The sequence below is a fragment of the Devosia sp. CN2-171 genome (assembly GCF_049354815.1).
Classification (GTDB): Bacteria; Pseudomonadota; Alphaproteobacteria; order Rhizobiales; family Devosiaceae; genus Devosia_A.
Genome location: NZ_CP186479.1, coordinates 3,615,365 through 3,639,335, shown reverse-complemented (window position 1 = coordinate 3,639,335; position 23,971 = coordinate 3,615,365). Strand labels below are relative to the sequence as shown.

General features: G+C 65.2%; 19 protein-coding genes and 1 pseudogene. 15 read left to right on the top strand and 5 right to left on the bottom strand.

Annotated elements, in window-relative coordinates:
* Positions 1-2: 2 nt before the first annotated feature.
* The gene (locus ACOYW5_RS18055) at positions 3-2,570 is read left to right on the top strand and encodes a GH116 family glycosyl-hydrolase (RefSeq protein ID WP_423066277.1); all 2,568 of its coding nucleotides are present in this window, start codon (positions 3-5) and stop codon (positions 2,568-2,570) included.
* A gap of 5 nt (positions 2,571-2,575) precedes the next feature.
* The gene (locus ACOYW5_RS18050; protein WP_423066275.1) at positions 2,576-3,670 is read left to right on the top strand and encodes an ABC transporter ATP-binding protein; all 1,095 of its coding nucleotides are present in this window, start codon (positions 2,576-2,578) and stop codon (positions 3,668-3,670) included.
* Here ACOYW5_RS18050 and ACOYW5_RS18045 read toward each other — a convergent pair.
* Entirely contained in the window at positions 3,655-4,731 is a 1,077-nt protein-coding gene (locus ACOYW5_RS18045; RefSeq protein WP_423066274.1) for a LacI family DNA-binding transcriptional regulator, read from the bottom strand. The two genes, ACOYW5_RS18050 and ACOYW5_RS18045, sit on opposite strands and share 16 nt — an antisense overlap.
* 120 nt (positions 4,732-4,851) lie before the next feature.
* The gene (locus ACOYW5_RS18040; RefSeq protein WP_423066273.1) at positions 4,852-6,507 is read right to left on the bottom strand and encodes a GMC oxidoreductase; all 1,656 of its coding nucleotides are present in this window, start codon (positions 6,505-6,507) and stop codon (positions 4,852-4,854) included.
* Between the two features lie 344 nt (positions 6,508-6,851).
* Between ACOYW5_RS18040 and ACOYW5_RS18035 the strand changes: the two genes are divergently transcribed.
* The 5 genes from ACOYW5_RS18035 (at position 6,852) to ACOYW5_RS18015 (ending at position 11,667) form a co-directional block, all read left to right on the top strand.
* Positions 6,852-8,120: an extracellular solute-binding protein gene (locus ACOYW5_RS18035; protein ID WP_423066272.1), complete on the top strand. Its 1,269-nt coding sequence runs from the start codon at positions 6,852-6,854 to the stop codon at positions 8,118-8,120.
* Between the two features lie 135 nt (positions 8,121-8,255).
* A complete protein-coding gene (locus ACOYW5_RS18030) occupies positions 8,256-9,098 on the top strand; it encodes a carbohydrate ABC transporter permease (protein WP_423066271.1) in 843 nt (280 codons plus the stop codon).
* Positions 9,095-9,925 carry a carbohydrate ABC transporter permease gene (locus ACOYW5_RS18025; RefSeq protein WP_423066270.1) on the top strand — a complete coding sequence of 277 codons (831 nt, stop codon included), beginning with the start codon at positions 9,095-9,097 and terminating at the stop codon, positions 9,923-9,925. The genes ACOYW5_RS18030 and ACOYW5_RS18025 overlap by 4 nt, the downstream gene beginning before the upstream one ends.
* 39 nt (positions 9,926-9,964) lie before the next feature.
* Complete coding sequence (locus ACOYW5_RS18020; RefSeq protein WP_423066269.1) at positions 9,965-10,885, top strand: sugar phosphate isomerase/epimerase family protein; 921 nt, start codon at positions 9,965-9,967, stop codon at positions 10,883-10,885.
* Positions 10,882-11,667, top strand: coding sequence for a TIM barrel protein (locus ACOYW5_RS18015; protein WP_423066268.1), 786 nt, complete (start codon positions 10,882-10,884; stop codon positions 11,665-11,667). Before ACOYW5_RS18020 ends, ACOYW5_RS18015 begins: the two co-directional genes overlap by 4 nt.
* A 22-nt stretch (positions 11,668-11,689) precedes the next feature.
* Here ACOYW5_RS18015 and ACOYW5_RS18010 read toward each other — a convergent pair whose 3' ends face one another.
* Complete coding sequence (locus tag ACOYW5_RS18010; RefSeq protein WP_423066267.1) at positions 11,690-12,556, bottom strand: NAD(P)-dependent oxidoreductase; 867 nt, start codon at positions 12,554-12,556, stop codon at positions 11,690-11,692.
* Positions 12,557-12,903: 347 nt separating this feature from the next.
* Between ACOYW5_RS18010 and ACOYW5_RS18005 the strand changes: the two genes are divergently transcribed.
* From ACOYW5_RS18005 to ACOYW5_RS17970, 8 genes and pseudogenes are all read left to right on the top strand, one after another.
* Positions 12,904-13,863 carry a sugar-binding transcriptional regulator gene (locus ACOYW5_RS18005; protein WP_423066266.1) on the top strand — a complete coding sequence of 320 codons (960 nt, stop codon included), beginning with the start codon at positions 12,904-12,906 and terminating at the stop codon, positions 13,861-13,863.
* Between the two features lie 164 nt (positions 13,864-14,027).
* A complete protein-coding gene (locus tag ACOYW5_RS18000; protein WP_423066265.1) occupies positions 14,028-15,335 on the top strand; it encodes an ABC transporter substrate-binding protein in 1,308 nt (435 codons plus the stop codon).
* A gap of 153 nt (positions 15,336-15,488) precedes the next feature.
* Positions 15,489-16,361 carry a carbohydrate ABC transporter permease gene (locus ACOYW5_RS17995; protein WP_423066264.1) on the top strand — a complete coding sequence of 291 codons (873 nt, stop codon included), beginning with the start codon at positions 15,489-15,491 and terminating at the stop codon, positions 16,359-16,361.
* Between the two features lie 423 nt (positions 16,362-16,784).
* Entirely contained in the window at positions 16,785-17,609 is an 825-nt protein-coding gene (locus tag ACOYW5_RS17990; protein WP_423066263.1) for a carbohydrate ABC transporter permease, read from the top strand.
* 10 nt (positions 17,610-17,619) lie between these two features.
* The gene (locus tag ACOYW5_RS17985) at positions 17,620-18,621 is read left to right on the top strand and encodes an ABC transporter ATP-binding protein (RefSeq protein WP_423066262.1); all 1,002 of its coding nucleotides are present in this window, start codon (positions 17,620-17,622) and stop codon (positions 18,619-18,621) included.
* Positions 18,622-18,672: 51 nt separating this feature from the next.
* Positions 18,673-20,151: a mannitol dehydrogenase family protein gene (locus ACOYW5_RS17980; RefSeq protein ID WP_423066261.1), complete on the top strand. Its 1,479-nt coding sequence runs from the start codon at positions 18,673-18,675 to the stop codon at positions 20,149-20,151.
* 86 nt (positions 20,152-20,237) lie between these two features.
* A pseudogene (locus ACOYW5_RS17975) lies at positions 20,238-20,864 on the top strand (HAD family hydrolase); the annotation flags it as partial.
* A 3-nt stretch (positions 20,865-20,867) separates the two neighbouring features.
* A complete protein-coding gene (locus ACOYW5_RS17970; protein ID WP_423069494.1) occupies positions 20,868-22,502 on the top strand; it encodes an FGGY-family carbohydrate kinase in 1,635 nt (544 codons plus the stop codon).
* 20 nt (positions 22,503-22,522) lie between these two features.
* Here the strand turns inward: ACOYW5_RS17970 and ACOYW5_RS17965 are convergent, their stop codons facing one another.
* Both ACOYW5_RS17965 and ACOYW5_RS17960 read right to left on the bottom strand, forming a co-directional pair.
* Complete coding sequence (locus tag ACOYW5_RS17965) at positions 22,523-23,494, bottom strand: aldo/keto reductase (protein ID WP_423066260.1); 972 nt, start codon at positions 23,492-23,494, stop codon at positions 22,523-22,525.
* Positions 23,495-23,498: 4 nt separating this feature from the next.
* Positions 23,499-23,969 carry a VOC family protein gene (locus ACOYW5_RS17960; protein ID WP_423066259.1) on the bottom strand — a complete coding sequence of 157 codons (471 nt, stop codon included), beginning with the start codon at positions 23,967-23,969 and terminating at the stop codon, positions 23,499-23,501.
* Between the last annotated feature and the right edge of the window lie 2 nt (positions 23,970-23,971).

Here is a 23,971-nt window from a genome sequence, read left to right as displayed (position 1 = left end):
TCATGTGGGACGACCTCGCCGCCATCGACAAACGTTTTCACTATGCCGGTGAGCGCTCCCGCTACCTCGCCTTCCCGTTGGGCGGCATCGGGTCGGGCGGATTCTCGATCTCTGGCAGCGGCCGGCTGATCGATTGGTCGTTGCGCAACCGTCCGGCGCTGCAGAGCTACAACGGCTACTCGCACTTCGCCATCAAAGCGGAGAAGAACGGCGAGCTGGTCGACGCGCGCGTGCTCAACGGCCCTTACGACCTCAACCCCTCCGGCGCGCCGGGAATGCGCAAGATGTTCGACGGCTTCGGCCATGGCGCCAACCGCCAGACCATGGTCGGCGTACCGCATTTCAAGCATGTCGATTTCTACGGCCGCTTCCCCACCGCCGACCTCGTCTTCTCCGATGAGCGCTTCCCCGGCGCCGTCCGCATGACCGCCTTCTCGCCCTTCATCCCGCACGAGGATCGCGACAGCTCGATGCCGGCGGCGATGCTGGAATTCGAGATCGTCAACTCGACTGGGGAGGAGCTGACCTACACGCTCGCCGGCACGCTCGGAAACTACGGCTCCAACAGTGGCCGCCACGAGTTCCGAACGGCCAGTGGCATCAGCGCCATGCACCTCACCTCTGCTGACCCGGAGCTCAAGGAAAGCGACCGCGGTGACCTCACCATCGCGACGGATGCCGACGAGGTCGAACACACCGACTACCATTTCCGCGGCCAGTGGTTCGACGACCTTGCCGTCTACTGGAAAGAGTTCGCCCGCCCCGGCCCGCTCCCGACCCGCCACTACGAAAAGCCGCGCACCCGGCACATGTACCTCCAGCCCGAGCACACGACGCTCGGCGCCAAAGTCACCGTGCCGGCCGGCGGCCGCAAGACCGTGCGTTTCGTCATCTCCTGGAGCTTCCCCAAGGGCGATGTCTACTGGGCCCATCGCTCGAAGCCCGACGGAGTGATCCCCGATAAGGCGACCCCGACCTGGACCAATTACTACTCGACCCAGTGGGCCGACTCGCTGGCCACGGCCACCGATGCCCTCACGCGCTGGGACCAGCTCAAGGCAAAGACCCTCGCCTTCCGCGATGGCCTCTTCGACACCACCCTCCCCGCCGAAGTGAAGGACGCGGCGAGCGCGACCCTGGCCCTGCTCCGCACCGCGACAGTGATCAGGCTCGAGAATGGCGAGCTCTGGGCCTGGGAAGGCCAGCACACCAATGACGGCTCCTGCGAAGGCTCCTGCACCCATGTCTGGAACTACCAGCAGGCGCTGGCGCATCTCTTCCCGGCCATCGAACGCACCCTGCGCGAGACCGAGTTCACCTACAACATGCTGCCCTCGGGCGGCCTGACCTTCCGCCAGAAGCTGCCGCTCGGCAACGGCTTCGACATCATCGGCCCCTGCGCCGACGGGCATTTCGGCGCCATCATCAAGACCTATCGCGACTGGAAGCTCTCGGGCGACACCGAGTGGCTGAAGCGCTACTGGCCGCAGGTGAAGCGCGCCATCGAATATGCCTGGAGCGAGGAAAACTCCGACCGCTGGGACCCGGACCAGACCGGCATCCTCTCCGGCCGCCAGCACCAGACCCTCGACATGGAGCTCTTCGGCCCGAACTCATGGCTCGGCTCCATGTATGTCGCGGCCCTCCTCGCCACCTCGGAAATGGCCGATGTTGTTGGCGACGCCGAGCTCTCGGCCAAGACCGCGGAGATGGGCAAGGCCGGCGCCGAATATATCGACCGCGAGCTCTTCAACGGCCGCTGGTTCGTCCAGAAGATCGACCTTTCCGACAAGTCGGTGCTGACCCCGTTCGACACCGGCCGCGCCGCCGGCGTCCTCGCCGATAGCTTCATGGACGTCTACTGGTCCGACGAGTTCGGCGAGATCAAGTACCAGATGGGCGAAGGCTGCATCTCCGACCAGATCCTCGGCCAGTGGCATGCGGAGGTCGCCGGCATCGGCCAGTTCCTCGACAAGACCCGCATCGAGACGGCGCTGAAGTCGGTCCATGCGAACAACTTCCGCCCCACCCTTGCCGATCACTTCAATCCCTGCCGCAACTATGCCTTCGAGGACGAGGGCGGGCTGCTGATCGCCACCTATCCCGAAGGCATCCGCCAGCCCATGGTCGCCGCGCCCTATGCCGAGGAAGTGTGGACCGGCATCGAGTACATGTCGGCCTCGCACATGATCATGCACGGCCTTGTCGCCGAGGGCCTCGAGATCGTCCGCGCCGCCCGCGACCGCCACGACGGCGCCGCCCGCAACCCGTGGAACGACATCGAATGCGGCTCCTACTACGCCCGCTCGATGTCCGCCTGGCAGTTGGTCAATGCCTTCTCCGGATTGCAGGCCGATTTCGTTGCCGGCACGCTCAGTTTCTCTCCGAAGGTCGCAGGTGACTACCGCCTCTTCTGGTCGGCCGGCACTGCTTTCGGCACCCTCACCCGGTCCGGCGACGAAATCAGCATCGAGCTTCTCGGTGGGTCGCTGAAAGCCGGCCAGAAGATCATAGTCGATGGCCGGACATTCGCCGCGCCATCACCCGTTGTGACCCCCGACTGCCAGTAGAGTCCATGGCCGAGATTCAGCTCAAATCGGTGACCAAGAGCTTCCAGTCGCTGGAAGTTATCCACGGCATCGACCTCACCATCCGCGACGGCTCCTTCACCGTCTTCGTCGGCCCCTCCGGCTGCGGCAAGTCCACCTTGCTACGCATGATGGCCGGCCTCGAAGAGGTCACCAGCGGCGAAGTCCAGATCGACGGCACCCGCTGCGACCACCTGCTGCCCTCGGCCCGCGGCATGGCCATGGTGTTCCAGTCCTACGCCCTCTATCCCCACATGAGCGTCGAGCAGAACCTGAAATTCGGGCTGGAAAATCAACGACTTGCCAAGCCAGAGATTGCTACCCGGGTGAAGAAAGCCGCCGACATCCTGCAGATCGGCCACCTCCTCAATCGCCGCCCGAACCAGCTCTCGGGCGGCCAGAGCCAGCGCGTCGCCATCGGTCGCGCCATCGTCAAGGAACCCAAGGCTTTCCTCTTCGACGAACCCCTCTCCAACCTCGATGCCGAACTGCGCATCAAGATGCGCGGCGAGCTGATTGCGCTGCACAAACGCCTTGGTTCGACAATGGTTTACGTCACGCACGACCAAGTCGAAGCGATGACCATGGCCGACCAGATCGTCGTCCTCAACGACGGCCGCGTCGAACAGGTCGGCTCCCCGATCGAGCTCTACGCCCGCCCCCGCAACCGCTTCGTGGCCGGCTTCCTCGGCGCCCCGCCGATGAACTTCCTGACCGGCAAGGTGCAGGGGCAATCGGTGCTGCTCGACGGCGGTGCCGTCGCATCGCTGCCAGGACGCACCATCCCCCTCACCGAGGGCGCGCCAGTCACTCTCGGTATTCGCCCGGAGCACGCTGAAGTCCGCGGCGGCCCGCTCCTTGTTACGGTAACGACGACCGAAGTGCTGGGTTCGGAAACCATCGTCCATGGCATGGCACCGGGCGATGCGCCGTTCACCGTCGCGATCCGCGGCATCTCTGCGGTGAAGGCAGGCGACACGATCGAAGTCGGCTTCCCGCCGGCCTTCGTGCATCTGTTCGACGAGACCGGCGCTGCCATCGCCGCCACGGACGACTGGCGCGCGGCCTATCTGACCGGCTGAGGCCCCACAGGCGGCGCGCCCACGCTGTCGCGCAGCACGATCGTGCAGGGCACCTCGAAGCGCTGCTCGTTGCTCAGGTGTTCGCCGAGGACGTTATCAATGATCAGGTTGGCCGCGCGGCGACCCAGTTCGGCGGTGTCCTGCTGAACGGTGGACAGCGGCGGCGTCATGAAAGGGCCCACGGCGGCGCCATCGAAGCCGATGACGGATACGTCGTCCGGCACCGTCAAGCCGCCGTCGGTCACGGTCTTGATGAAGCCGATGGCCGTGTCGTCGTTGGCGCAGATCACGGCGGTAGGCCGGCTTTCCGCGGGAAGCTGCAGGAAATCCTGGGCCGCCGCGATGCCCCCGGTGAAGCTATAGTCACCCTGGCTGAGCCGGAGAGCAGTTTCGGGCAGACCGATACCCGACAGCGCATCCCGCACCCCGCGAAGACGCTCGAAATCATGATAGTTGCCGAGCCGACCGCGCACATAAAGGAAACGCTCGTGCCCAAGCGCCGCGAGCTTTTTCGTTGCCGCAACAATGGCGTCGTGATCGTCGCTGACGACACTCGGGATACCCAGTCGGCTCAGATCGAAGTGCAATGAGACGATCGGCAGGCCGGCTTCGACGAGGCTGCGCCCGTTCACTTCCGGCACATTCGTCGCCATCAGCAGGATGCCGGAGACCGTGCCGCCGAGCGCCACCGTGAGAATGTGCTCGTCAGTCTCCGCTTCGCGCGAGACGTTGGCGATCAGCAGCGAGAACCCCCGCTCCACGAGGCTGCTCGCCACGACCCGCAGCACCTCGGTCACGGTCTGCGACGCACCGATATAGAGCTCGTCTGGCATCACGATCATGATGGTAGGCGGGGTCCCGACCCGCAGGTTGCGGGCAGTCTGGTTGCCACCGGTATAGCCGAGCTTACGGGCGGCGGCCTCGACCTTGAGGCGGGTCGGTTCGGCGATGCGCCCTGGGATGGTCAGCGCACGGCTGACCGTCGACGTTGCCACTCCGGCTTCCCGGGCGACGTCGGCAATCGAGGGTCCTGCCGTCCGAATGTCCGCCCGCTTCGCCATGGCCTCTCGATCCTGACCCGCTTTTAGCGGGATTTTCTCGCATCGGCAGACAGTTATGACCGTCTACCCACAGCTCTCTTGGTGCGCCCCGATTACCGCAAGTCTCCGTTTTCCGCCTGTTTACAGTTGCCCGGACTTCAGCTCGGCAGCGAGGTGACGACAGGCACGGACCGTCATCGCCATGATCGTCAGCGTCGTTCCCGACACTCCGCTGCCGGCAAAGGCGCTGGCATCGGTGACGAGGAGGTTGGGGACATCCCAGCTCTGGTTCCAGCGATTGAGCACCGAGTCGGTCTTTGTGCTTCCCATCCGCGCGCCGCCCGCTTCGTGAATGGCGGCGCCCATGACCATGGTCTTGCCGAACAGGGTTCGGAACGCCAGCCGGCTGAACGGATCCGCATCGGGGTAGGCGCCCCTGCCCTTTTCGACGAGCCCCAGGGGCGAGCCGACAAACTCGAGCTCGCCGCCGACGCCCTCGACGGTCTCGACCAGTGCGTCGATCTCACGCTTCAGCGTCTCTTCGTCCTCCGGCCCGATCTTGCAGCGGATGTGTGGGATCGGCACGCCCCAGCTGTCCTTGCGGCGAGGATCGAGCGTGATCCGGTTCTCGGCATCAGGCACCATGGCGCCGTAACCGAAGAAGCTGAACCGCGATGGGCCATCGTCCGCGGTTCGGCTGCGCCCGACCGACCCCTGGTAGGCGAAATCGGTGCCGGCCGTGACGCCATCCTCCTCGAGAAAACGCGGCAGGTAGATGCCACCGGACGGCCGGTAAAACGAATCGGCCGGCGCGGTATCGGCCGTAGACCAGCCTTTGGCCGGCGGGAAGGTGCCGGCTGCGACGCAGGGCAGTTGATCCATGAAATAGCGTCCGAGCGTGCCCGAACTGTTGGCGAGGCCCTGTTGATGGGCCGGTGAAGCGGAGTTCAGCATCAGCCGTACGCTCTCGACCGGGGACGCGCAGAGGACGACCGACCGGGCGTGCAGCACCGTCATTTGTCCGGTCTGCGTGTCGATGGCCTCGACGCCGATGGCCCTCGTGCCGCTCGCGTCGGTCAGGACCTTGCGGACGACGGTGTTGTAACGAATGTCGAGCCTGCCGCTGGCAATCGCCTCCCGCATCGGCCGCAACACCCGGGTCGGCTCCGGACCGATATAGCGCCAGGTCACCACTTTGCGTTCGGGCCACCTCGCCTCCACCGCCTCCTTGAACAGCAATTCGGCCCCGGTCAGTTCGGCACGATGGGCATAGGCGCTGTCGGGCAGCGTCGGCACGCCGTCCACCTGGCCGTAGAGCTCGAGCGATCGTTCGACTTCTTCGTAGAACGGGGCCAACTCGGCGTAGTCGATAGGCCAGTCTACACCCCGCCCGGTGCGGCTCTGCACCTTGAAGTCGTCGTCGGTCCAGCGCAGCAGGACGCGACCGAAGACGTGCGTCCGCCCCCCCGCCTGGCGCGCCCTGATCCATACGAACGGGGCGTCGGGGGGAGTCGAGTATGGGTTCTTGCGGTCGTTGATGAACAGGTGGCGCATCCGGCCATCGAAGAAGGCCGCGCGCGCCTGCACGCCCTGCCCGAGCAATGTCGCCTTGGCGCGCTGCCACAGGTTGATATCCGACTGGCGGGGATTGGCGGACGGGTCGAAGTCGGCCGGGCCGATTTCCGGGCCTGCCTCCAGTTGCAGGACCTTTAGCCCCTGCGCCGAGAGTTCGTGTGCCGCAAAGGACCCTGAGGCACCCGAACCGACTATCAGCGCGTCGAAAGTGACTTCGGCCATCGTAACTATTTGCTCCATCTGGAAGAATTCGCCGGCAGTTGCACCGGCAGGTCCGCCGATTGTTCGGCAAACGAGTCGTCAATCATCGCCAAGGGCTTAGCGAGGTTCGGCGACGACGGCCCGCCAGCCCATGCCAGAGCCGCAGCTCCGGCCGAGACACGACTCGAGCAGTCGCCTATCTCGTGGGCACAAATCCCGCTTGCGTACAAAATCATCATATGCAACCAATAGCCGCGTGGCAATCGATTGCCAAGAGAAACCGGTACCCGACGAAGGAAGCTTCGGCAACCTCCTGGAGGGCTCCAGATGTGCCTACTCATCCCCCAGCTTGAGACAGAGGTATCATGTCCATCAAACACCTAGCCCGAACGGCAGCCCTGCTTGCTGCAACGTCACTGACCGTCTCGCTCGGCCTCGCCGGCACCGCCTTCGCCCAGGCCATCGATGATGCCCCGGCCACCGGCGCCTTGCAGGTCTGGATCGGTGGCGCCGAAGGCGAGAAGCTCCCGGCCTTTCTCGCGGATTTCGAAAAGGCGAACCCGGAGCTCGATATCCAGGTAACGCAGATTCCGTCGGACCAGTTCGACGCCAAGCTGCTGACCGCGATCGCTGCCGGCACGGTGCCTGACCTCGTGCGGGTCTACTCCCAGAGCCAGGCCAGCCTGATGGCCACCGGCGCCTTCGCCGCGGTTCCGGATGGACTGGTCAATCCTGACGACTTCTTCCCGGGCGCCTATGGCACCAACGTCAAGGGCGGCGTGGCCTATGGTGTGCCGATGGACGCCTACGCCACCTTCTTCCAGTACCGCAAGGATCTGGCGGAAAAGGCCGGCCTCTCGGCTCCCAAGACCTGGGACGAGATGAAGACGTTCGCCAAGGCCATGCAGGCCCAGGGTGCCACGTGGGGCCTCGGCATGGATATCGGCTACGACATCTACAACGCACAGGGTCTCAACGAATACGTCCACCAGAACGGCGGCAGCTTCATCAACGCCGACCAGACGCAGTGGACCATCAATTCCGCTGAGAACATCGCGGCGCTGGAATACTGGGGCTCGTTCTTCACCGAGGGCCTGGCCTCGCCCGACGGACCGAAGTTCCTCGATACCGTGCCATGGTTCACCACCAATGAGATCGCCGGCAAGGACATCGGCCCCTGGTTCGAACAGTGGCTCGTCGACGCCAATGGCAGGGACTGGGTCGACCAGAACCTCGGCACCGCGATCATGCCTGCCGGTCCGGCCGGCAGCTTCTCGGCCCTCGGTTCGGGTAGCCTCGCCGTGCTGAAGGACGGCAAGAACCAGACCGCAGCCTGGAAGCTCGTGCGCTACTGGAGCCAGCCCGCAACCCAGGTTGCCTGGTACAGGGAATTCGGCAGCCTGCCGGCCGTCAAGGCCGCATGGGACGATCCCGCCATCGCTGGCAACGCGCTGCTGAATGCCGAGCGCGAGGCGCTGCTGACCGCCGTGGACATCCCCCAGGTCCCGACCTGGAATCAGGTGGGCACCTATCTCGGCCAGCAGATGGAACTGGTTGCCCGCGGCCAGGCGACCGCCAAGCAGGTGCTCGACGACGTGCAGAGTTTCGCGGAGTCGGCCGGCGTCGGCAACTAAGGCCCCGAGTTCGCAGGGGAGGCGCGCCGTCTCCCCTACCCTTTTCCTTGATTGTCTCTCTCCCGGAGAACTCCGTTGGCTCACGCGGATATCAGGCAAGCCCGGCCCACGCGATGGCAGGCCGCGACGGCATGGATGTTCGTGGCGCCATTCCTCTTGGTGTTCTTCGTCTTTACAGCGATCCCCGCCCTCATCGCGCTGTTCTACAGTTTCACCGATATCGGGGTTGCCGACATAAGGCGTCCATTCGGCGTCGACTTCGTGCTCTTCGATACCTTCGTCCGCGTCCTGACCAATGCCGGCTTTCTCAAGTCGCTGGGAACGACCGGCACCTTCATCGTCCTGGGCGTGCCGCTGACCATGGCCATCGGCCTGGCACTGGCCCTGGCGCTCAACAGCGGCATCAAACACCTGCGTGCCACCTATCGGGCCGCCTTCTATCTCCCGGTCATCACCAACGTCGTCGCCGCAGCCGTCATTTGGCAATACGCTTTCACGCTCAAGGGGCCGGTCAACACCTTCCTCGCCTCGGTCGGACTGGCAGGGCCGAACTGGCTCGGCGACCCCAACATGGCGATCACCACGGTCATCCTGCTGACCACCTGGCGCAATGTCGGCACCTGCATGGTGCTGTTCCTCGCCGGGCTGCAGGCCATCCCCGGCGACGTCTATGAGGCCGCGGCCATCGACGGCGCTTCGTCGTGGCGGCGGTTCACCTCGATGACCCTGCCGCTGCTGCGGCCGGCGACCGTGCTGGTGACGGTGCTGATGACCGTCTCCTACATGAACATCTTCGATGAGCCCTACCTGCTGACCAAAGGCGGGCCGATCGGCTCGACCCGCTCGGTCGCCCTCTGGGTCTACGAGCAGTTCGGCCATGGCAACATCGCTTCGGCCATGGCCGGCTCCTACGTGATGCTCGCCATCGTCGTGGTGCTCGGGCTCCTCCAGTTGCGCCTGCTGCGGGCAAGCCAATGATCAAGAATTCGGCCCTCCGCACCTCGATCCTCTACGCCGCGCTGACCCTCGTCGCCGTCATCGCGCTGCTGCCCTTCGTCTGGGTGTTCTTCGGGGCGTTCAAGACCCAGGGCGAAATCCTCGCCGCGCCCGGCGCCTGGCTGCCGCAGGATTTCGGCAATTTCGGCAACTTCATCGAGCTGTTCACGAACCGCCAATTCGGCACCTACATGACCAATTCGCTGATCGTGTCGGCGCTGACGGTCATTGCGAACGTCCTGTTCAGCTCGCTCGCCGGCTACGCGTTGGCGAAGATCCCGTTCAACGGCAGCCGCTTTGTCTTCGGCTGCATACTGGCGGCGATGATGATCCCCTACATCGCCCTGTTCGTTCCCTCGTTCTTCATCATCGTGCAGTTCGGCCTCGTCAACACACTGGCCGGCATCATCCTGCCCATCACCGTGATGCCGATCGCAGTTTTCATCATGCGCCAGTTCGCCCAGTCGGTACCGGACGAGCTTCTCGAAGCCGCGCGCCTCGATGGTGCCGGGGAACTCCGAATCTTTTTCGGCATCTTCCTGCCGCTGGTCGGGCCGGCCCTTGCCACCGTCGCCATCATCACTTTCCTCAATTCCTGGAACTACTTCCTGTGGCCGCTGATCGTCGCACAGGACCAGGGCACCTATACATTGCCGGTCGGTCTCGCCGTCGCCTCGCAGGCCGCGCGCTCGACCGATTACGGCCTGTTGCTCGCTGGCGCTGTCGTCGTGCTGCTGCCGGTGCTGATCCTCTTCCTTTTCCTCCAGCGCTACTTCGTCCGCGGCGTTGCCGTTACCGGGCTCAAATAGCCCCAAGCCATTTCACCAGTGCACTTAAGGGAGACGCCCATGACCACGAGGCTGGCGACCGATATCATCACCTTCTACCACCCCCAGTTCTGGGGCCTCGAGACCGAGGGCCAGTTGCAGGAGTGGGCCTCCGCCAACCTCGACACATTCTGGACCAGGGTCCTCGGCTCGCTTGCCGAGGCAGGCGTCACCGGCCTCGAACTGACCTTCGCTCCCGGCAGCATCGACAACGTGCTCAAGGCCTTTGGCAGCGCCAAGGCTTTTCGCGCCGAACTCGAGGGCCGCGGGCTCGCCGTCGTCAGCTCCTTTATGGCCGATGCGCCGGCCTGGACCGCCGATGCCGACCTCCCGGCAATCGTCGCAGATGCCGAGAAGCGCGCGGTGTTCCTGGCCGAGGTGGGCGGCGACATCCTCGTCACCGGACTTCCGATGCGCCGGACCGCGGGTGAGCGGCCGCCCCTGTTCGTCGATGCGGCCTATATAGGCCACATGGCCCGCATCGCCCATGCCGTCGGCGAGGCGATCAGCCATCAGGGCGTCAAGCTCGCCCTCCATACCGAATCGAACAGCACCCTGTGGTTCGAGCGCGACATCGACCTGTTCATGGCCTTCACCGATCCGCGTTACGTCTGGCTGTGCCCGGACTCCTGCCACATCACCCTGGGCGGCGGCGATCCGGTACACGTAGCGCGGCGCTACGATAACCGGATCATCCTGGCGCACTGGAAGGACGCGGTTGGCAAGATCGAGTCAGACCTGGTGATCGACAAGACCATCTACGCCCAGCAGCAGCGCTACATGGCCGATTTCGGCGCCGGCGTCGTCGACTGGAAGGCGTGGTCCGACGCGATGCTGGCGACCCCCGGCCGCGACACGATCCTCCTCGAACTGGACGCTGCTAGCGATCCAGTCGCCGCGCTCAAGGCCGGCCGTGCAGTCGTCGAGACCGCCCGCTCGTGATCGACTTCAGCGTCTCCATCGAGATGGCCTTCGCCATTGGGGACCCGCCGTTTCCCGATCGCGTCCGGGCAGCAGCCGATGCCGGCTTCCGGGCAGTGGAGATCTGGGACTGGCGCGACAAGCCGTTGCGCGAACTCGGACAAGCGCTGCGGCAGACCGATACCAAGCTGCACACGCTCTGCGTCGAGGACTGGCGCGACAAGTCCCAACTCGGCGACCCCGGCTCGCACGCCGAGTTCGTCCGGCGCGTATCGGAGACAGCGGCGGTCGCTGTCGAACTCGGCGCCCCCAAACTCGTCGTCCTGGCCGGGGACCTCGTCGCCGGCACCGACATCGATGTGCAAAGGGCTACCGCCCGCGACGCCCTTGCCAAGGCCTCCGACGCCGTCTCGGCCTTGCCGACCGAACTGCTGGTGGAGGTCGTGAACCGGCAGTTCGAGGGTCCGAACGCCCTGCTGCAGGATTCCGCGACGGCCCTGCGCCTGCTGCGCCAGCTGGCGCGGCCGAATGTGCGGTTCCTCTATGACCGCTATCACGCCATTCTCAACGGCGAGGCCCTGGGCTGGGCGGTGGACGGGAGCATGGACCTTGTCGGCCACGTTCAGGTCGCCGACGCCCCCGGACGGCACGAGTTCGGCACCGGCGAGCACGACTGGGTCGAGGAATTCCGCTGGCTGATCCCCGCGGGATACAGCGGCTACGTTGGCATCGAAGCCGAGCCCCTCGGCCCGAGCAGCGCGCTCCACGCGGGGGCAGTTTCGCTACTACACAAGGCCATGTGATCGGCGTCCGCCAGCCGCGTGGCTAGCGCTCCAGCCGGGCCAGGAGGCTGGACGTATCCCAGCGTTCGCCGCCCATGGCCTGCACTTCGGCGTAGAACTGATCGACCAATGCGGTCAGGGGCAACGTGGCACCGTTGCTGCGGGCTTCATCGAGCACGATGCTGAGATCCTTGCGCATCCAGTCGACGGCGAAGCCGAAGTCGAACTTGCCGACATTCATCGTCTTGTAGCGGTTTTCCATCTGCCAGGACTGAGCAGCGCCCTTCGAAATCACCTCGATCACGGCCTCGATGTCCATGCCGGCTTGCTTGCCGAAATGAATGGCCTCGGCAAGGCCCTGCACCACGCCGGCAATGCAGATCTGGTTCATCATCTTGGCCAGCTGGCCGGAACCGGAGGGGCCGAGCAGCCTAGCGGCCTTGGCAAAACTCATGATCACTGGCTGGGCCCGATCGAAGATCGGCTGATCGCCGCCGACCATGACGGTGAGCTGACCGTTCTCCGCCCCCGCCTGCCCGCCGGACACCGGGGCGTCGAGGAAATCGAAACCAGCCTTCCGGGCAGCGGCATAGAGTTCGCGGGCCACATCGGCCGACGCGGTGGTGTGGTCGACGAAGATCGCGCCCTTCGCGATGCTCCTGAAAGCGCCGCTCTCCCCCAGCGTCACTTCGCGCAGGTCATTGTCGTTTCCGACGCAGGCGAACACCAGGTCCTGGCCCTCAGCCGCCTCGGCCGGGGTCTTTGCCAGCCGGCCACCGTGCTCGTTAACCCATGTCTCGGCCTTGGCAGTGGTGCGGTTATAGACCGTCACCTCGTGACCCTTGGCCTGGAGGTGCCGCGCCATCGGGTAGCCCATTACGCCGAGCCCCAGGAATGCTGCTTTGACCATTGTCGTTCGTCCTTCGTCGACGCGAGTGTGCGTTTCATGCGTGGGTGCCGCGGATCGGGATGCGGCACGGCGGTGATGATGCTGTCTTGGTACAGGGGCGTTCGGGCGTCGAACAGATGGTTTTCACGGACTGGATCTCGACGATCTTCCCGCGCCGCATCAACGGCGACCCCATCGCAGAAATAGTGAACCACGCATCGCCACGCCGAGCTTGCGCTGCATACGCGAAATGAGGTTAGCAGTTCCGGCAATTGCGCGGGCAGCCGCCACAACATGCGGCGCCGGTCCGTTTTATCTATTGCGAGCAATAGCCCATTGGACGAGTATCCGCCCGATAGGAGTTACGAATGGTTCAGCGTCAGGACACCTCTGGAAATCGGCTTGACGATGCGGCGCGGGCGGGTTGGCTTTATTATGTGGCCGGGAACAACCAGGAGCAGGTGGCGCAGAAGCTTGGGGTGTCGCGGCAGACGGCACAGCGGCTGGTTTCGCTGTCGGTGAGCGAAGGGCTGATCCGCGTCCGGCTCGATCATCCGATCGGGCGGTGCATGGAGTTGGCGGAGCAGCTGCGGCAGCGGTATGCGCTCGATTATGCCGAGGTCGTGCCTACCGATCCCTCCGCCCCCGACGCCATCCACGGCGTCGCCATCGCGGCCGCGGCGCAGATCGAGCGGCGGCTCAAGGAGAGTGCGCCGACCGTGATGGCGCTCGGCACCGGCCGCACGCTGAAAGCCGCGATCGAACAGCTGACGCCGATGGAGGCGCCGCAGCACAAGATCGTATCGCTGACCGGCAGCATGGCGCCCGACGGCTCGGCCGCCTTCTACAACGTCATTTTCAACATCGCCGACGCCGTGAAGGCCCGCAGTTTTCCGATGCCGCTGCCGGTCATCGCCTCCTCGCCCGAGGAGCGTGACATGCTGCTCAGCCAGCCGATGATCCGCGAGACACATGCACTGGCCGCGCAGGCCAATATCAGCTTCGTCGGCATCGGCGATCTCGGACCCAATGCGCCGCTGCTCGTCGACGGCTTCATCTCGCCGGGCGAACTGAAGCAACTGCAGAAGGCAGGCGCCGTCGGCGAGATCGTCGGCTGGACTTTTGACGCGCAGGGTAAGCTGCTGGACGGCCTGACCAACGATCGCGTGGCGAGCGCGCCGCTGCCGTCGCGTGAGACCTCCACCGTCGTGGCAATCGCCATCGGCGAGAGGAAATTGCCCGGCATTCTTGCCGCATTGAGCCGCCGCCTGGTCAACGGCTTGATCACCGACGAGCGCACCGCCGAGTCGCTTCTCTCGGCCAAATAGTCAGCATATCTGCCATTTTTTCCGAGCCGTATGAACCGTGCATGAGCAGCGGATGAACGCGTTTTCTCTGCATTTCCGGGGTTTCGTGCCCGCTTGACATCATCCTAAAGTTGGTGAGTAATTGCCCAAGCGCGAGACAAATGCTCGCCTATGGGAGGACATCGATGAAACTGCTACCGCTTCTGTCGGGCGTGCTTGCGCTTGCGCTCGGCTCGACAGCCTACGCCCAGACGACGCTCACCATCGCCACCGTGAACAATGGCGATATGGTCCGCATGCAGGGCCTGACCGACGACTTCACCGCCAAGAACCCCGATATCCAGCTGCAATGGGTGACGCTCGAGGAGAACATCCTGCGCGAGCGCGTCACCACCGACATCGCCACCAAGGGCGGCCAGTTCGACGTAATGACCATCGGCACCTACGAGGTTCCGATCTGGGCCAAGAACAACTGGCTGCTGCCGCTCGACAACCTTGGGGCCGATTACGACGTCGATGACCTCTTGCCCGCCATCCGCGGCGGACTGAGCGCCGACGGCAAGCTCTACGCCGCGCCGTTCTACGGCGAGTCGAGCTTCATCATGTATCGCAAGGACCTGTTCGAGAAAGCCGGGCTGACCATGCCCGACGCTCCGACCTGGGAGTTCATCGGCGAGGCGGCTCGCAAGATCACCGACCGCGCTGCCGACATCAACGGCATCTGCCTGCGCGGCAAGGCCGGCTGGGGCGAGAACATGGCATTCCTGACCGCGATGTCGAACTCGTTCGGCGCCCGCTGGTTCGACGAAGCCTGGAAGCCGCAGTTCGACCAGCCCGAATGGAAGAACACGCTGCAGTTCTATGTCGACCTGATGAAGGATGCCGGCCCGGTCGGCGCCTCCTCGAACGGCTTCAACGAGAACCTGACGCTGTTCCAGCAGGGCAAGTGCGGCATGTGGATCGACGCCACGGTCGCCGCCTCGTTCGTCACTGATGCCAAGGCAAGCTCGGTCGCCGACAAGGTCGGCTTCGCGCTGGCCCCGGATACCGGGCTCGGCAAGCGCGGCAACTGGCTCTGGGCCTGGTCGCTGGCCATTCCGGCCGGCTCGCAGAAGGCCGAAGCCGCCCAGAAGTTCATCTCCTGGGCAACCAGCAAGGACTACCTGGCGCTCGTCGCAGCCAAGGAAGGCTGGGCCAACGTCCCGCCGGGTACCCGCACCTCGCTCTACGCCAACGCCGACTACCAGGCAGCGGCGCCCTTCGCCAAGATGACGCTCGACTCGATCAACGCGGCCGATCCGACCGCACCGACCGTCAAGCCCGTGCCCTATACCGGCGTGCAGTTCGTCGCCATTCCCGAGTTTGCCGGCATGGCGACCACGGTTGGCCAGCTGTTCTCGGCGGCACTTGCCGGCTCGACCAGCGTCGATGATGCCCTGGCCCAGGCCCAGCAGACCGTCGATCGCGAGATGCAGGCGGCTGGGTATTACTGAGGTCTCCCTCCCGAGCGACTGCCCGGCGGTTCGCCGCCGGGCTTCTTCAAAGACGAAAACTCGATGAGGGTGGTGATCCTCCCCTGTGCGCAGCACGGGGGAGGATGACGGAGAGACCGGCGCACGCCAGCGCCAAGAGGGGGGAACGACATCATGGCCACCAAGCAGACACATCGCCTCGCACGGCTGATGATGACGCCTTCGGTCGCGGTGCTGCTGGTGTGGATGATCGTGCCGCTGGCGCTGACCATCTGGTTCGCTTTCCAGCGCTACCGGCTGACCAATCCCGCGATCTCCGGCTTTGCCGGGGTCTCGAATTTCAGCTTCTTCGTCACCGACCCGGCGTTCTGGCCGGCCATTTTCAACACCCTGCTGATCGTCGTCGGCGTGCTGGTGATCACGGTCGGCCTCGGCATCGGGCTCGCCCTGATGCTGGACCAGCCGATCTGGGGCCAGGGGATCGTCCGCATCCTGATGATCTCGCCCTTCTTCGTGATGCCGCCGGTCGCCGCGGTGATCTGGAAGCACGAGCTGATGAACCCGACCTGGGGCGTGTTCGCCGCGATATCCCGGTTCTTCGGACAGGAGCCGGTCAACTGGCTCGGCAACTATCCGCTGTTCTCGATCATCCTGATCGTCGCCTGGCAGTGGCTGCCGTTCGCGACGCTGATCCTCTTAACCGCCATGCAATCGCTGAGCGAAGAACAGAAGGAGGCGGCCGAAATGGACGGCGCCAACGTGTTCCGGCGCTTCTGGTACATCATCCTGCCGCATCTGGCGCGGGCCATCACGGTCGTGATCCTGATCCAGACCATTTACCTCCTCGGCGTCTATGCCGAGATCCAGATCACCACCGGTGGCGGCCCTGGCTTTGCCAGCACGAACCTGCCGTTCCTCATCTACAACGTCGGCGTCCTGGGCGGAAACATCGGCGCGGGCGCTGCGGGCGGGTTGGTGGCGGTGGTACTGGCGAACATCGTCGCAGTATTTTTGATGCGGGCGGTAGGGAGGAATTTGGATGCGTAAGTTGCTCCACACGCAGGCCGTCATCCCGGCGAAAGCCGGGACCCACTGCTCGGAGGGTGCCTGCGGTCCCATCCATCCGGTCCATCGTCGGCGGAAGGTCGGCAAACTCAGCGCTCGTGGAGCGGTCCGCGCACTGGGTCCCGGCTTTCGCCGGGATGACACCGTGCCAAAGTTCGAAGCCGGCGCTTCCCGCCGCCCCCTCCACCGCCTCCGGCGGTCCCCTTCCCCCGCTTCGCAGGGGAGGATGGCGGAGAGGCCGGTGCGGTTGGCTCCCCCTTCATCCGCCCGTCGGGCACCTTCTCCCACAAGGGGAGAAGGGTCCTCCACAAGCAGCTCAGTCGGGCCTTCTCCCTTGATGGGAGAAGGTGGGCGAAGCCCGGATGAGGGTGGGGCAGCAGTCACGATTTCTGGGGGAGAACTCTAATGGCACGCGCCGTATCCACGCGCCGCAAGCTCACCATGACGGTCCTCGTCTGGCTGGTGGCGCTGATCATCTTCTTTCCCATCCTCTACACCATCATCACGAGCCTCAAGACCGAGGGCGAGGCTGCGACAGGGTTCTCGATGATCCCGTCCTTCACCTTCGAGAGCTACTCGGCGGTGCTCGACCAGCAGGATTACTTCCGGCCGTTCTTCAACTCGGTGGTGATCTCGATCGGGTCCACCGTCATAGCGCTGCTGATCGCGGTGCCGGCGGCCTGGGCGATGGCGTTCACGCCGACGCCCAAGACGCGCGACGTGCTGATGTGGATGCTCTCGACCAAGATGATGCCGGCGGCGGGCGTCTTGGTGCCGATGTACCTAATCTTCCTCTACACCGGGCTGCTCGATACGCTCCTCGGCCTCACCATCATCCTGACGCTGGTGAACCTGCCGATCGTAGTGTGGATGCTCTACACCTACTTCAAGGAAATCCCGGTCGACATCCTCGAGGCGGCGCGCATGGACGGCGCGACCCTGCCCAAGGAGCTGGTCTATGTGCTGCTCCCGATGGCCGTGCCGGGCATTGCCTCGACGCTTCTGCTCAACGTCATCCTCGCCTGGAACGAGGCCTTCTGGACGTTGCGCCTTTCGACCGACGACGCGGCGCCGCTGACCGCCTTCATCGCGTCGTTCTCCTCGCCGCAGGGACAGTTCCTCGCCAAGCTGAGCGCCGCATCGGTGCTGGCGATCCTGCCGATCCTGTTGCTGGGCTGGTTCAGCCAGAAGCAGCTGGTGCGCGGTTTGACCTTCGGCGCCGTGAAATAGAGGATTTCAAATGGGCTCGATCACGCTCGAACACGTCAACAAGAGCTTCGGTGGCCACCAGGTCATTCCCGATGCGTCGCTGGAGATTGAAGACGGCGCTTTCGTCGTCTTCGTCGGGCCCTCGGGGTGCGGCAAGTCTACTCTCCTCAGATTGATCGCCGGCCTCGAGGACACGACCTCGGGTGTCATCAAGCTCGACGGCGTCGACGTTACCGACAAGGGGCCGGCACATCGCGGCCTCGCCATGGTGTTCCAATCCTATGCGCTCTACCCGCATATGACGGTGCGCCAGAACATCGAGTTTCCGCTGAAGATGGCCAACCTCGACAAGGCGGTAGCCGCTCGCAAGGTCGAGGAGGCCGCGCGCGTCCTCAACCTCAATGACTATCTCGATCGCAAGCCCCGCATGCTCTCGGGCGGCCAGCGCCAGCGCGTCGCCATCGGCCGCGCCATCGTCCGCGAGCCCAAGGCGTTCCTGTTCGACGAGCCGCTCTCGAACCTCGATGCCGCCTTGCGCGTCAACATGCGCATCGAAATCACCGAGCTGCACCAGCAGCTCAAGACCACCATGGTCTACGTCACCCACGACCAGGTCGAAGCCATGACCATGGCCGACAAGATCGTGGTGCTGAACGCCGGCCGGATCGAGCAGTACGGCTCCCCGATGGAGCTCTACAAGACACCGGCCAACAAGTTCGTCGCCGGCTTCATCGGCTCGCCCAAGATGAATTTCCTCGAAGGCGAGCCGGCCAGCAAATATGCCGCCGCGAGCATCGGTATCCGGCCCGAGCATATGCGGATTTCCCGTGAATCGGGCGAATGGGCTGGCCGCGTTGGGGTTGCCGAACATCTGGGCTCCGATACCTTCCTTCACGTGCATGTGGATGGTGCGGGTCTCCAGACGGTTCGGACCGAGGGGGATAGGGATTTCACTCCAGGCGAAACCGTCTGGCTCAGTCCCGACCCCGGCCGAATCTACCGCTTCGACCAGTCCGGCCTGGCGCTCCGCTGATTTACAGGGCCGCTTCCCCCGGGAGCGGCCTCATCTTGACGAGGTTACCCGATGCCCACCGAGCTCTCCGCCGCAAATCTCGAGGCGATTTCCACCTTCGCCGCGGTCCCGCGCTACCAGCAGTCGGAGCTTGAGGCCGGCATCGTGCATTTCGGTGTCGGCAACTTCCACCGGGCCCATCAGGCTGTGTACCTCGATGAGTTGTTCAGTCTAGGCCTCGACCACGACTGGGCCCTTGTCGGCGCCGGTGTCCGCGACACCGATACCGCCATGCGCGCGACGCTCGAGGAGCAGAACTGGCTGACCAGCGTGGTCGAGCAGGAAGCGAAGGAGAGCACTGTTCACGTCACGGCCCCGATGGTCGACTTCCTGCCCGTCGGCGATACCCGGGCCATTATCGGCAAGCTGGCCGATCCGAAGATCCGCATCGTCTCGCTGACGATCACCGAGGGCGGCTACTACATCGACCCGGCGACCCAGAAGTTCGACGCCAGCCATCCCGATATCCGCCATGACGCCGAGCAGTTCGATGCACCCAAGACGGTGTTCGGGCTGATCCTCGCCGGCCTGAAGCGCCGCCGCGACGGCGGCATCCCGCCCTTCACCGTGATGAGCTGCGACAACATCCCGGGGAATGGCCATGTCACCGAGAACGCCGTGGTCGGCCTCGCCGAACTGATCGAGCCCGAACTCGCCAGTTGGGTCCGCCACTCCGTCGCCTTCCCCAATGGCATGGTCGATCGCATCACGCCGGCGACCGGCGAGCGGGAGCGAAGGCTCGTTGCCGAGGAGTTCGGCATTGCCGATCGCTGGCCGGTGTTCTGCGAAGGCTTCAAGCAGTGGGTGCTCGAGGACAAGTTCCCTCTCGGCCGCCCGGCCCTCGAGAAAGTTGGCGTGCAGTTCGTGCACGATGTCGCCCCGTTCGAGCTGATGAAGATCCGCATCCTCAACGGCGGCCACGCCACCATCGCCTACCCCGCCGGCCTCATGGACATCCACTTCGTCCACGAGGCGATGGAGCATCCGCTGGTTCGCGGGTTTCTCGAAAAGGTCGAACGCGATGAGATCATCTCCGTCGTCCCGCCGGTCCCGGACACCGACCTCGACGACTATTACGCGCTGATCGAACGCCGCTTCTCCAACCCCAAGATCGGCGATACCATCCAGCGCCTCTGCCTCGATGGCTCCAACCGCCAGCCCAAATTCATCCTGCCCTCGGTCCGCGATCGCCTGGCCCAGGGCCAGTCCGTCATCGGGCTCACGCTCGTCTCCGCCCTCTGGGCCCGCTACTGCTATGGCGAAAGCGACAGCGGCAAGCCGATCCCGCCCAACGATCCCAGCTGGTCCCGCCTCACGGCCCTCGCGGCCAGAGCCAAGGCCGATCCCGCCGCCTGGCTTACGATGACCGACATTTTCGGCGATCTCAGTGGTAACCCCACCTATGTCGCCGCCTTCACCCATGCCCTGTCGACGCTCTGGCAGGTGGGTACCAAAGCAACGCTGGAGCGGTATCTGGCGGGATCGCTCTGACCGCCTTGCCCACGGCTTAGGCCCAGTCTACCGATAAGTGAGGGAGGGCCTGTCGTGACCGGAAAGAGCAGCGCGCACCGTTGCTGATGGCGCCGATCAAGCTTGTCATCTTCGATTGCGACGGCGTGCTGGTGGACAGCGAGCCGCTCGCCATGCGGGTGCTGCTCAGGATCATCGCCGAGCAGGGCATCGAGATCGATCGCGCGACGGCCTTCCGCTCATATCTCGGGCGCAGCCTCGCCTCGATCTCCGAGAGTCTCAACCAAAGTCACGGCGCGCGGCTCAGCGACGCCGCGCTGGAGGGCATGCGCGACCAGCTTTTCGCCCTCTATCGCCGGGAGCTGAAGCCGACCGCGTGGATCGGAGAGGTGCTTCAAGGCCTCGAACTGCCCTTCTGCGTCGCCTCGTCGAGCCATGTCGAGCGCATCCGGCTGAGCCTCGAGCTCACGGGGCTGTTGCCGCGCTTCGAGGGCCACATCTTCTCGGCCAGCATGGTCGCGAACGGCAAGCCGGCGCCGGACCTCTTCCTGCACGCGGCGCGCGAAATGGGTGTGGCACCGGAGAACTGCCTCGTCATCGAGGACTCGCCTGCCGGCATCATGGCGGCGCGGGCGGCCGGAATGCGGGTCTTTGCCTATCTCGGCGGCGGGCACATCGAGGAGAGCGGTCTTCGCCCCGAGATCGAAGCGCTGCGGCCCGATGCGATCATGGACGATATGCGGGCCCTGCCCGGCCTGCTCGAGCTGCATCATGCCCGCGAGGCGGGAGAGGCGAGGCTGCTGGTCGCCGTCGATGTCGGCACGGCAAGCGCGCGCGCCGGGGTCGCGACGCCCACCGGCCATCTCATCGGCCGCGCCGAGCATCCGATCGAGATCGAGCGCACCGACGCGAACGTGGCCGCGTACAGCTCCGAACAGATCTGGGGCGCAGTGGGCCAGGCGGTGCGCGACGCGATGCGGGTTGCGGGGGCCTACCCGGACGAAGCGGTCGGCATCAGCTTCGATGCGACCTGCTCGCTGGTCGTCCGCGACGCCGAAGGCGGACCGCTCGCGGCGACGGCCGGCGGCGAGGCGCGCTGGGACACGATCGCCTGGTTCGATCACCGCGCGCGGGCCGAGGCGGAGAAATGCACGGCCGGCGGCCACCGTGTGCTCGATTTCATCGGCGGCGTGATGTCACCGGAGATGGAGGTGCCCAAGCTGATGTGGCTGAAGCGCCATTTGCCCGAGACGTGGCGGCGCGCCGGCTACATCTTCGACCTCGTCGACTTCCTGACCTGGAAGGCCTCGGGCTCCCCTGCCCGCTCCGAATGTACGCTGGCTTGCAAATGGACCTATCTCGCCCATGAAACGCCCGGCTGGCAGCGCGATTTCCTCGCTTCCGTCGGCCTCGCGGACCTGTTCGAACATGGCGGCCTGCCTGAGGTCGCGAGCCCGATCGGCCATTCACTCGGACCGCTGACACCGGGCGCGGCGGCTTTCCTCGGCCTCTCGCCCGGGTGCAGGGTCGGCGTCGGCCTTATCGACGCTCATGCCGGTACGCTCGGTTCACTCGCGCGCTTTGCCGACGAGCCCGGCAACATCCATCGCCACCTCGCGCTCATCGCCGGCACCTCGAGCTGCGTCATGGCGTTGTCGAGCGAACCGCGCCCGACACCGGGAGTTTGGGGTCCATACGCCGGCGCAGTTCTGCCTGGCACGTGGCTCAACGAGGCCGGCCAATCGGCGACCGGGGCGCTGCTCGACCACCTGCTGCGCGTACACGCAGCCGGCGGCGAGTCGACGCCGGCGCTCCACCGGCGCGTCGTCGAGCGGATATTGGAGCTGCGCGCCGCCGAAGGTTTCGGCCTCGCGTCGCGCCTCCACGTATTGCCGGATTTCCACGGCAACCGCTCCCCGCTCGCCGATCCCCAAGCGCTCGGGGTGATCGCCGGCCTGTCGCTCGACAGCGATTTCGACAACCTCTGCCGGCTCTACTGGCGCGCCTCGGTCGCCATTGCCGTGCAGGTGAGGCACATCCTCGAAACGCTGAACGAACGTGGCTACGCCATCGACACGCTGCACGTCACCGGCGGCCACACGCGCAACCCGCTGCTGATGGAACTCTACGCCGATGCTACCGGCTGCATCGTGATCCAGCCCGCGACCCAGGATGCGACCCTGCTCGGCGTCGCCATGGTCGCAGCGACAGCCGCCGGCATCTTCCCGGACCTCGCCGCCGCCTGCGCCGGTATGGCGCAACCCGGCCACGCCCGCCGGCCCAACCCGGCTGCCCGCGAGCAGTTCGAGCGCGATTACCAGGTGCAACTCGCCATGCAGCGCCACCGCATCGAGCTCGACGCCATCGCCTGATTTGGCGCGCGCCGCCCCCGTCAGCCGACGCGGCCGAAGAGGTTCCCGGCGTTTGGAATATGCCGGACGATGTCATCGCTGATATCAGCCAGGCGCTCGAACACACTCGGGTCGACGTCGCCCGCGAGGGCACCGGCGGCTTCCTCGACCTGCCGCGCTGTCCGGCCGCCGATCAGGGCCATGTCGATACCCGGTCGGGACAACACCCAGCGGATGGCGAGATGGGCGAGCGGGCGGCCCGTTTCGGCCGCAACGGCCTTCAACCTCTCGACGCCAGCGTGGACGGTTGGCCAGAGATCGGGGCGAAACGGCAGGATCGTATGGCGCTGATCACCGGGCGGCAGGCCATGGTCGAGTCCGAACCGGCCGGTCAGAATGCCGTGCGCCAGGCTCGAATACCCGATGACCTTGATGCCATGCGCCATGCAGTAGGGGATGACGTCGTCCTCGGCGTAACGCCAGAGCAGATTGTAGCCGAGCTGGTGTGCGTCGATCGTTCCGACTTTGCCAACCTGCTGCATCTCGGCGACCGAGAAGTTGCTGACGCCGACAGCGCCGAGCTTGCCTTCGGCACGCGCCCGTTCGAGCCCTTCCATCACCGGCCGCATGTCGCGTCCGGTACGCGGCCAGTGGATATAGTAGAGGTCGATCCGATCGACACCGAGCCGGCGCAGGCTGCCCTCGACCTGCGCGTACATCGCGTCGGTGGTGCTGTCGGCGGGATCCGCCTTCGAGGCGATGAACAGCTGGTCGCGGCGTTCGCGGATGAAGCGGCTGTAGAGGTCCTCGGAGTGACCCTTGCCGTAGCCGGCGCCGGTATCGAAATGGCGAACGCCGGCGTCGAAGGCGGCCTGCATCGCGGCGAGCCGGTCCTTGTCCGCATCACTCGGTGCGGCATAGGGCATGTACCACGAGCCGCCAAAGGCCAGCGGCGGCTGATCGATGCGGCTGTTGCCGATGCGGATCGGTGCAAGCGGCCCGAGACTGTCCATCGGCTCAGACCGGACGGACGAGCGAGTGCGGAGGTTCGCCGCTATGCAGCGCGCGGATCGCCTCGTACTGCACGCAGTTGGGCGCCATCTCCATGATCTCGATGCGGTTGCCGTCCGGATCGGTCACCCACATGCCGCGGTTACCATCGACACCGCGCCGCGTCGGAATCAGCGGCGCGCTCGCCGGGATTCCGACGGATGCGAGATGTGCGGCCGTGTGCTCGATGTCGTCGGTGGTGAGGCAGAGATGATGCACCCCGGTATGCTCCGGCCCGACGGCACGGACGCCATCTCCACCCGGGAAAAGCTCGAGGTAGAGCTGGTCGGTTATCCGCACATAGGCGATCCAGGGCCGTCCATCCTCCTGCGTCAGGCGCAGGAACTCAGGGAAGCCGAGCTTGCGATAGAATTCGAGGGACTGTTCCAGGTCGTTTACCCGGAACGCTACGTGCCCAAGGCTGTTGAACGCTGCCATCT

Coding starts and splice junctions, on each gene's coding strand:
- ACOYW5_RS18055 (WP_423066277.1), top strand. CDS start 3: ATGTGGGACGACCTCGCCGCCATCGACAAACGTTTTCACTATGCCGGT.
- ACOYW5_RS18050 (WP_423066275.1), top strand. CDS start 2,576: ATGGCCGAGATTCAGCTCAAATCGGTGACCAAGAGCTTCCAGTCGCTG.
- ACOYW5_RS18045 (WP_423066274.1), bottom strand. CDS start 4,731: ATGGCGAAGCGGGCGGACATTCGGACGGCAGGACCCTCGATTGCCGAC.
- ACOYW5_RS18040 (WP_423066273.1), bottom strand. CDS start 6,507: ATGGCCGAAGTCACTTTCGACGCGCTGATAGTCGGTTCGGGTGCCTCA.
- ACOYW5_RS18035 (WP_423066272.1), top strand. CDS start 6,852: ATGTCCATCAAACACCTAGCCCGAACGGCAGCCCTGCTTGCTGCAACG.
- ACOYW5_RS18030 (WP_423066271.1), top strand. CDS start 8,256: ATGTTCGTGGCGCCATTCCTCTTGGTGTTCTTCGTCTTTACAGCGATC.
- ACOYW5_RS18025 (WP_423066270.1), top strand. CDS start 9,095: ATGATCAAGAATTCGGCCCTCCGCACCTCGATCCTCTACGCCGCGCTG.
- ACOYW5_RS18020 (WP_423066269.1), top strand. CDS start 9,965: ATGACCACGAGGCTGGCGACCGATATCATCACCTTCTACCACCCCCAG.
- ACOYW5_RS18010 (WP_423066267.1), bottom strand. CDS start 12,556: ATGGTCAAAGCAGCATTCCTGGGGCTCGGCGTAATGGGCTACCCGATG.
- ACOYW5_RS18005 (WP_423066266.1), top strand. CDS start 12,904: ATGGTTCAGCGTCAGGACACCTCTGGAAATCGGCTTGACGATGCGGCG.
- ACOYW5_RS18000 (WP_423066265.1), top strand. CDS start 14,028: ATGAAACTGCTACCGCTTCTGTCGGGCGTGCTTGCGCTTGCGCTCGGC.
- ACOYW5_RS17995 (WP_423066264.1), top strand. CDS start 15,489: ATGGCCACCAAGCAGACACATCGCCTCGCACGGCTGATGATGACGCCT.
- ACOYW5_RS17990 (WP_423066263.1), top strand. CDS start 16,785: ATGGCACGCGCCGTATCCACGCGCCGCAAGCTCACCATGACGGTCCTC.
- ACOYW5_RS17985 (WP_423066262.1), top strand. CDS start 17,620: ATGGGCTCGATCACGCTCGAACACGTCAACAAGAGCTTCGGTGGCCAC.
- ACOYW5_RS17980 (WP_423066261.1), top strand. CDS start 18,673: ATGCCCACCGAGCTCTCCGCCGCAAATCTCGAGGCGATTTCCACCTTC.
- ACOYW5_RS17970 (WP_423069494.1), top strand. CDS start 20,868: ATGCGGGCCCTGCCCGGCCTGCTCGAGCTGCATCATGCCCGCGAGGCG.
- ACOYW5_RS17965 (WP_423066260.1), bottom strand. CDS start 23,494: ATGGACAGTCTCGGGCCGCTTGCACCGATCCGCATCGGCAACAGCCGC.
- ACOYW5_RS17960 (WP_423066259.1), bottom strand. CDS start 23,969: ATGGCAGCGTTCAACAGCCTTGGGCACGTAGCGTTCCGGGTAAACGAC.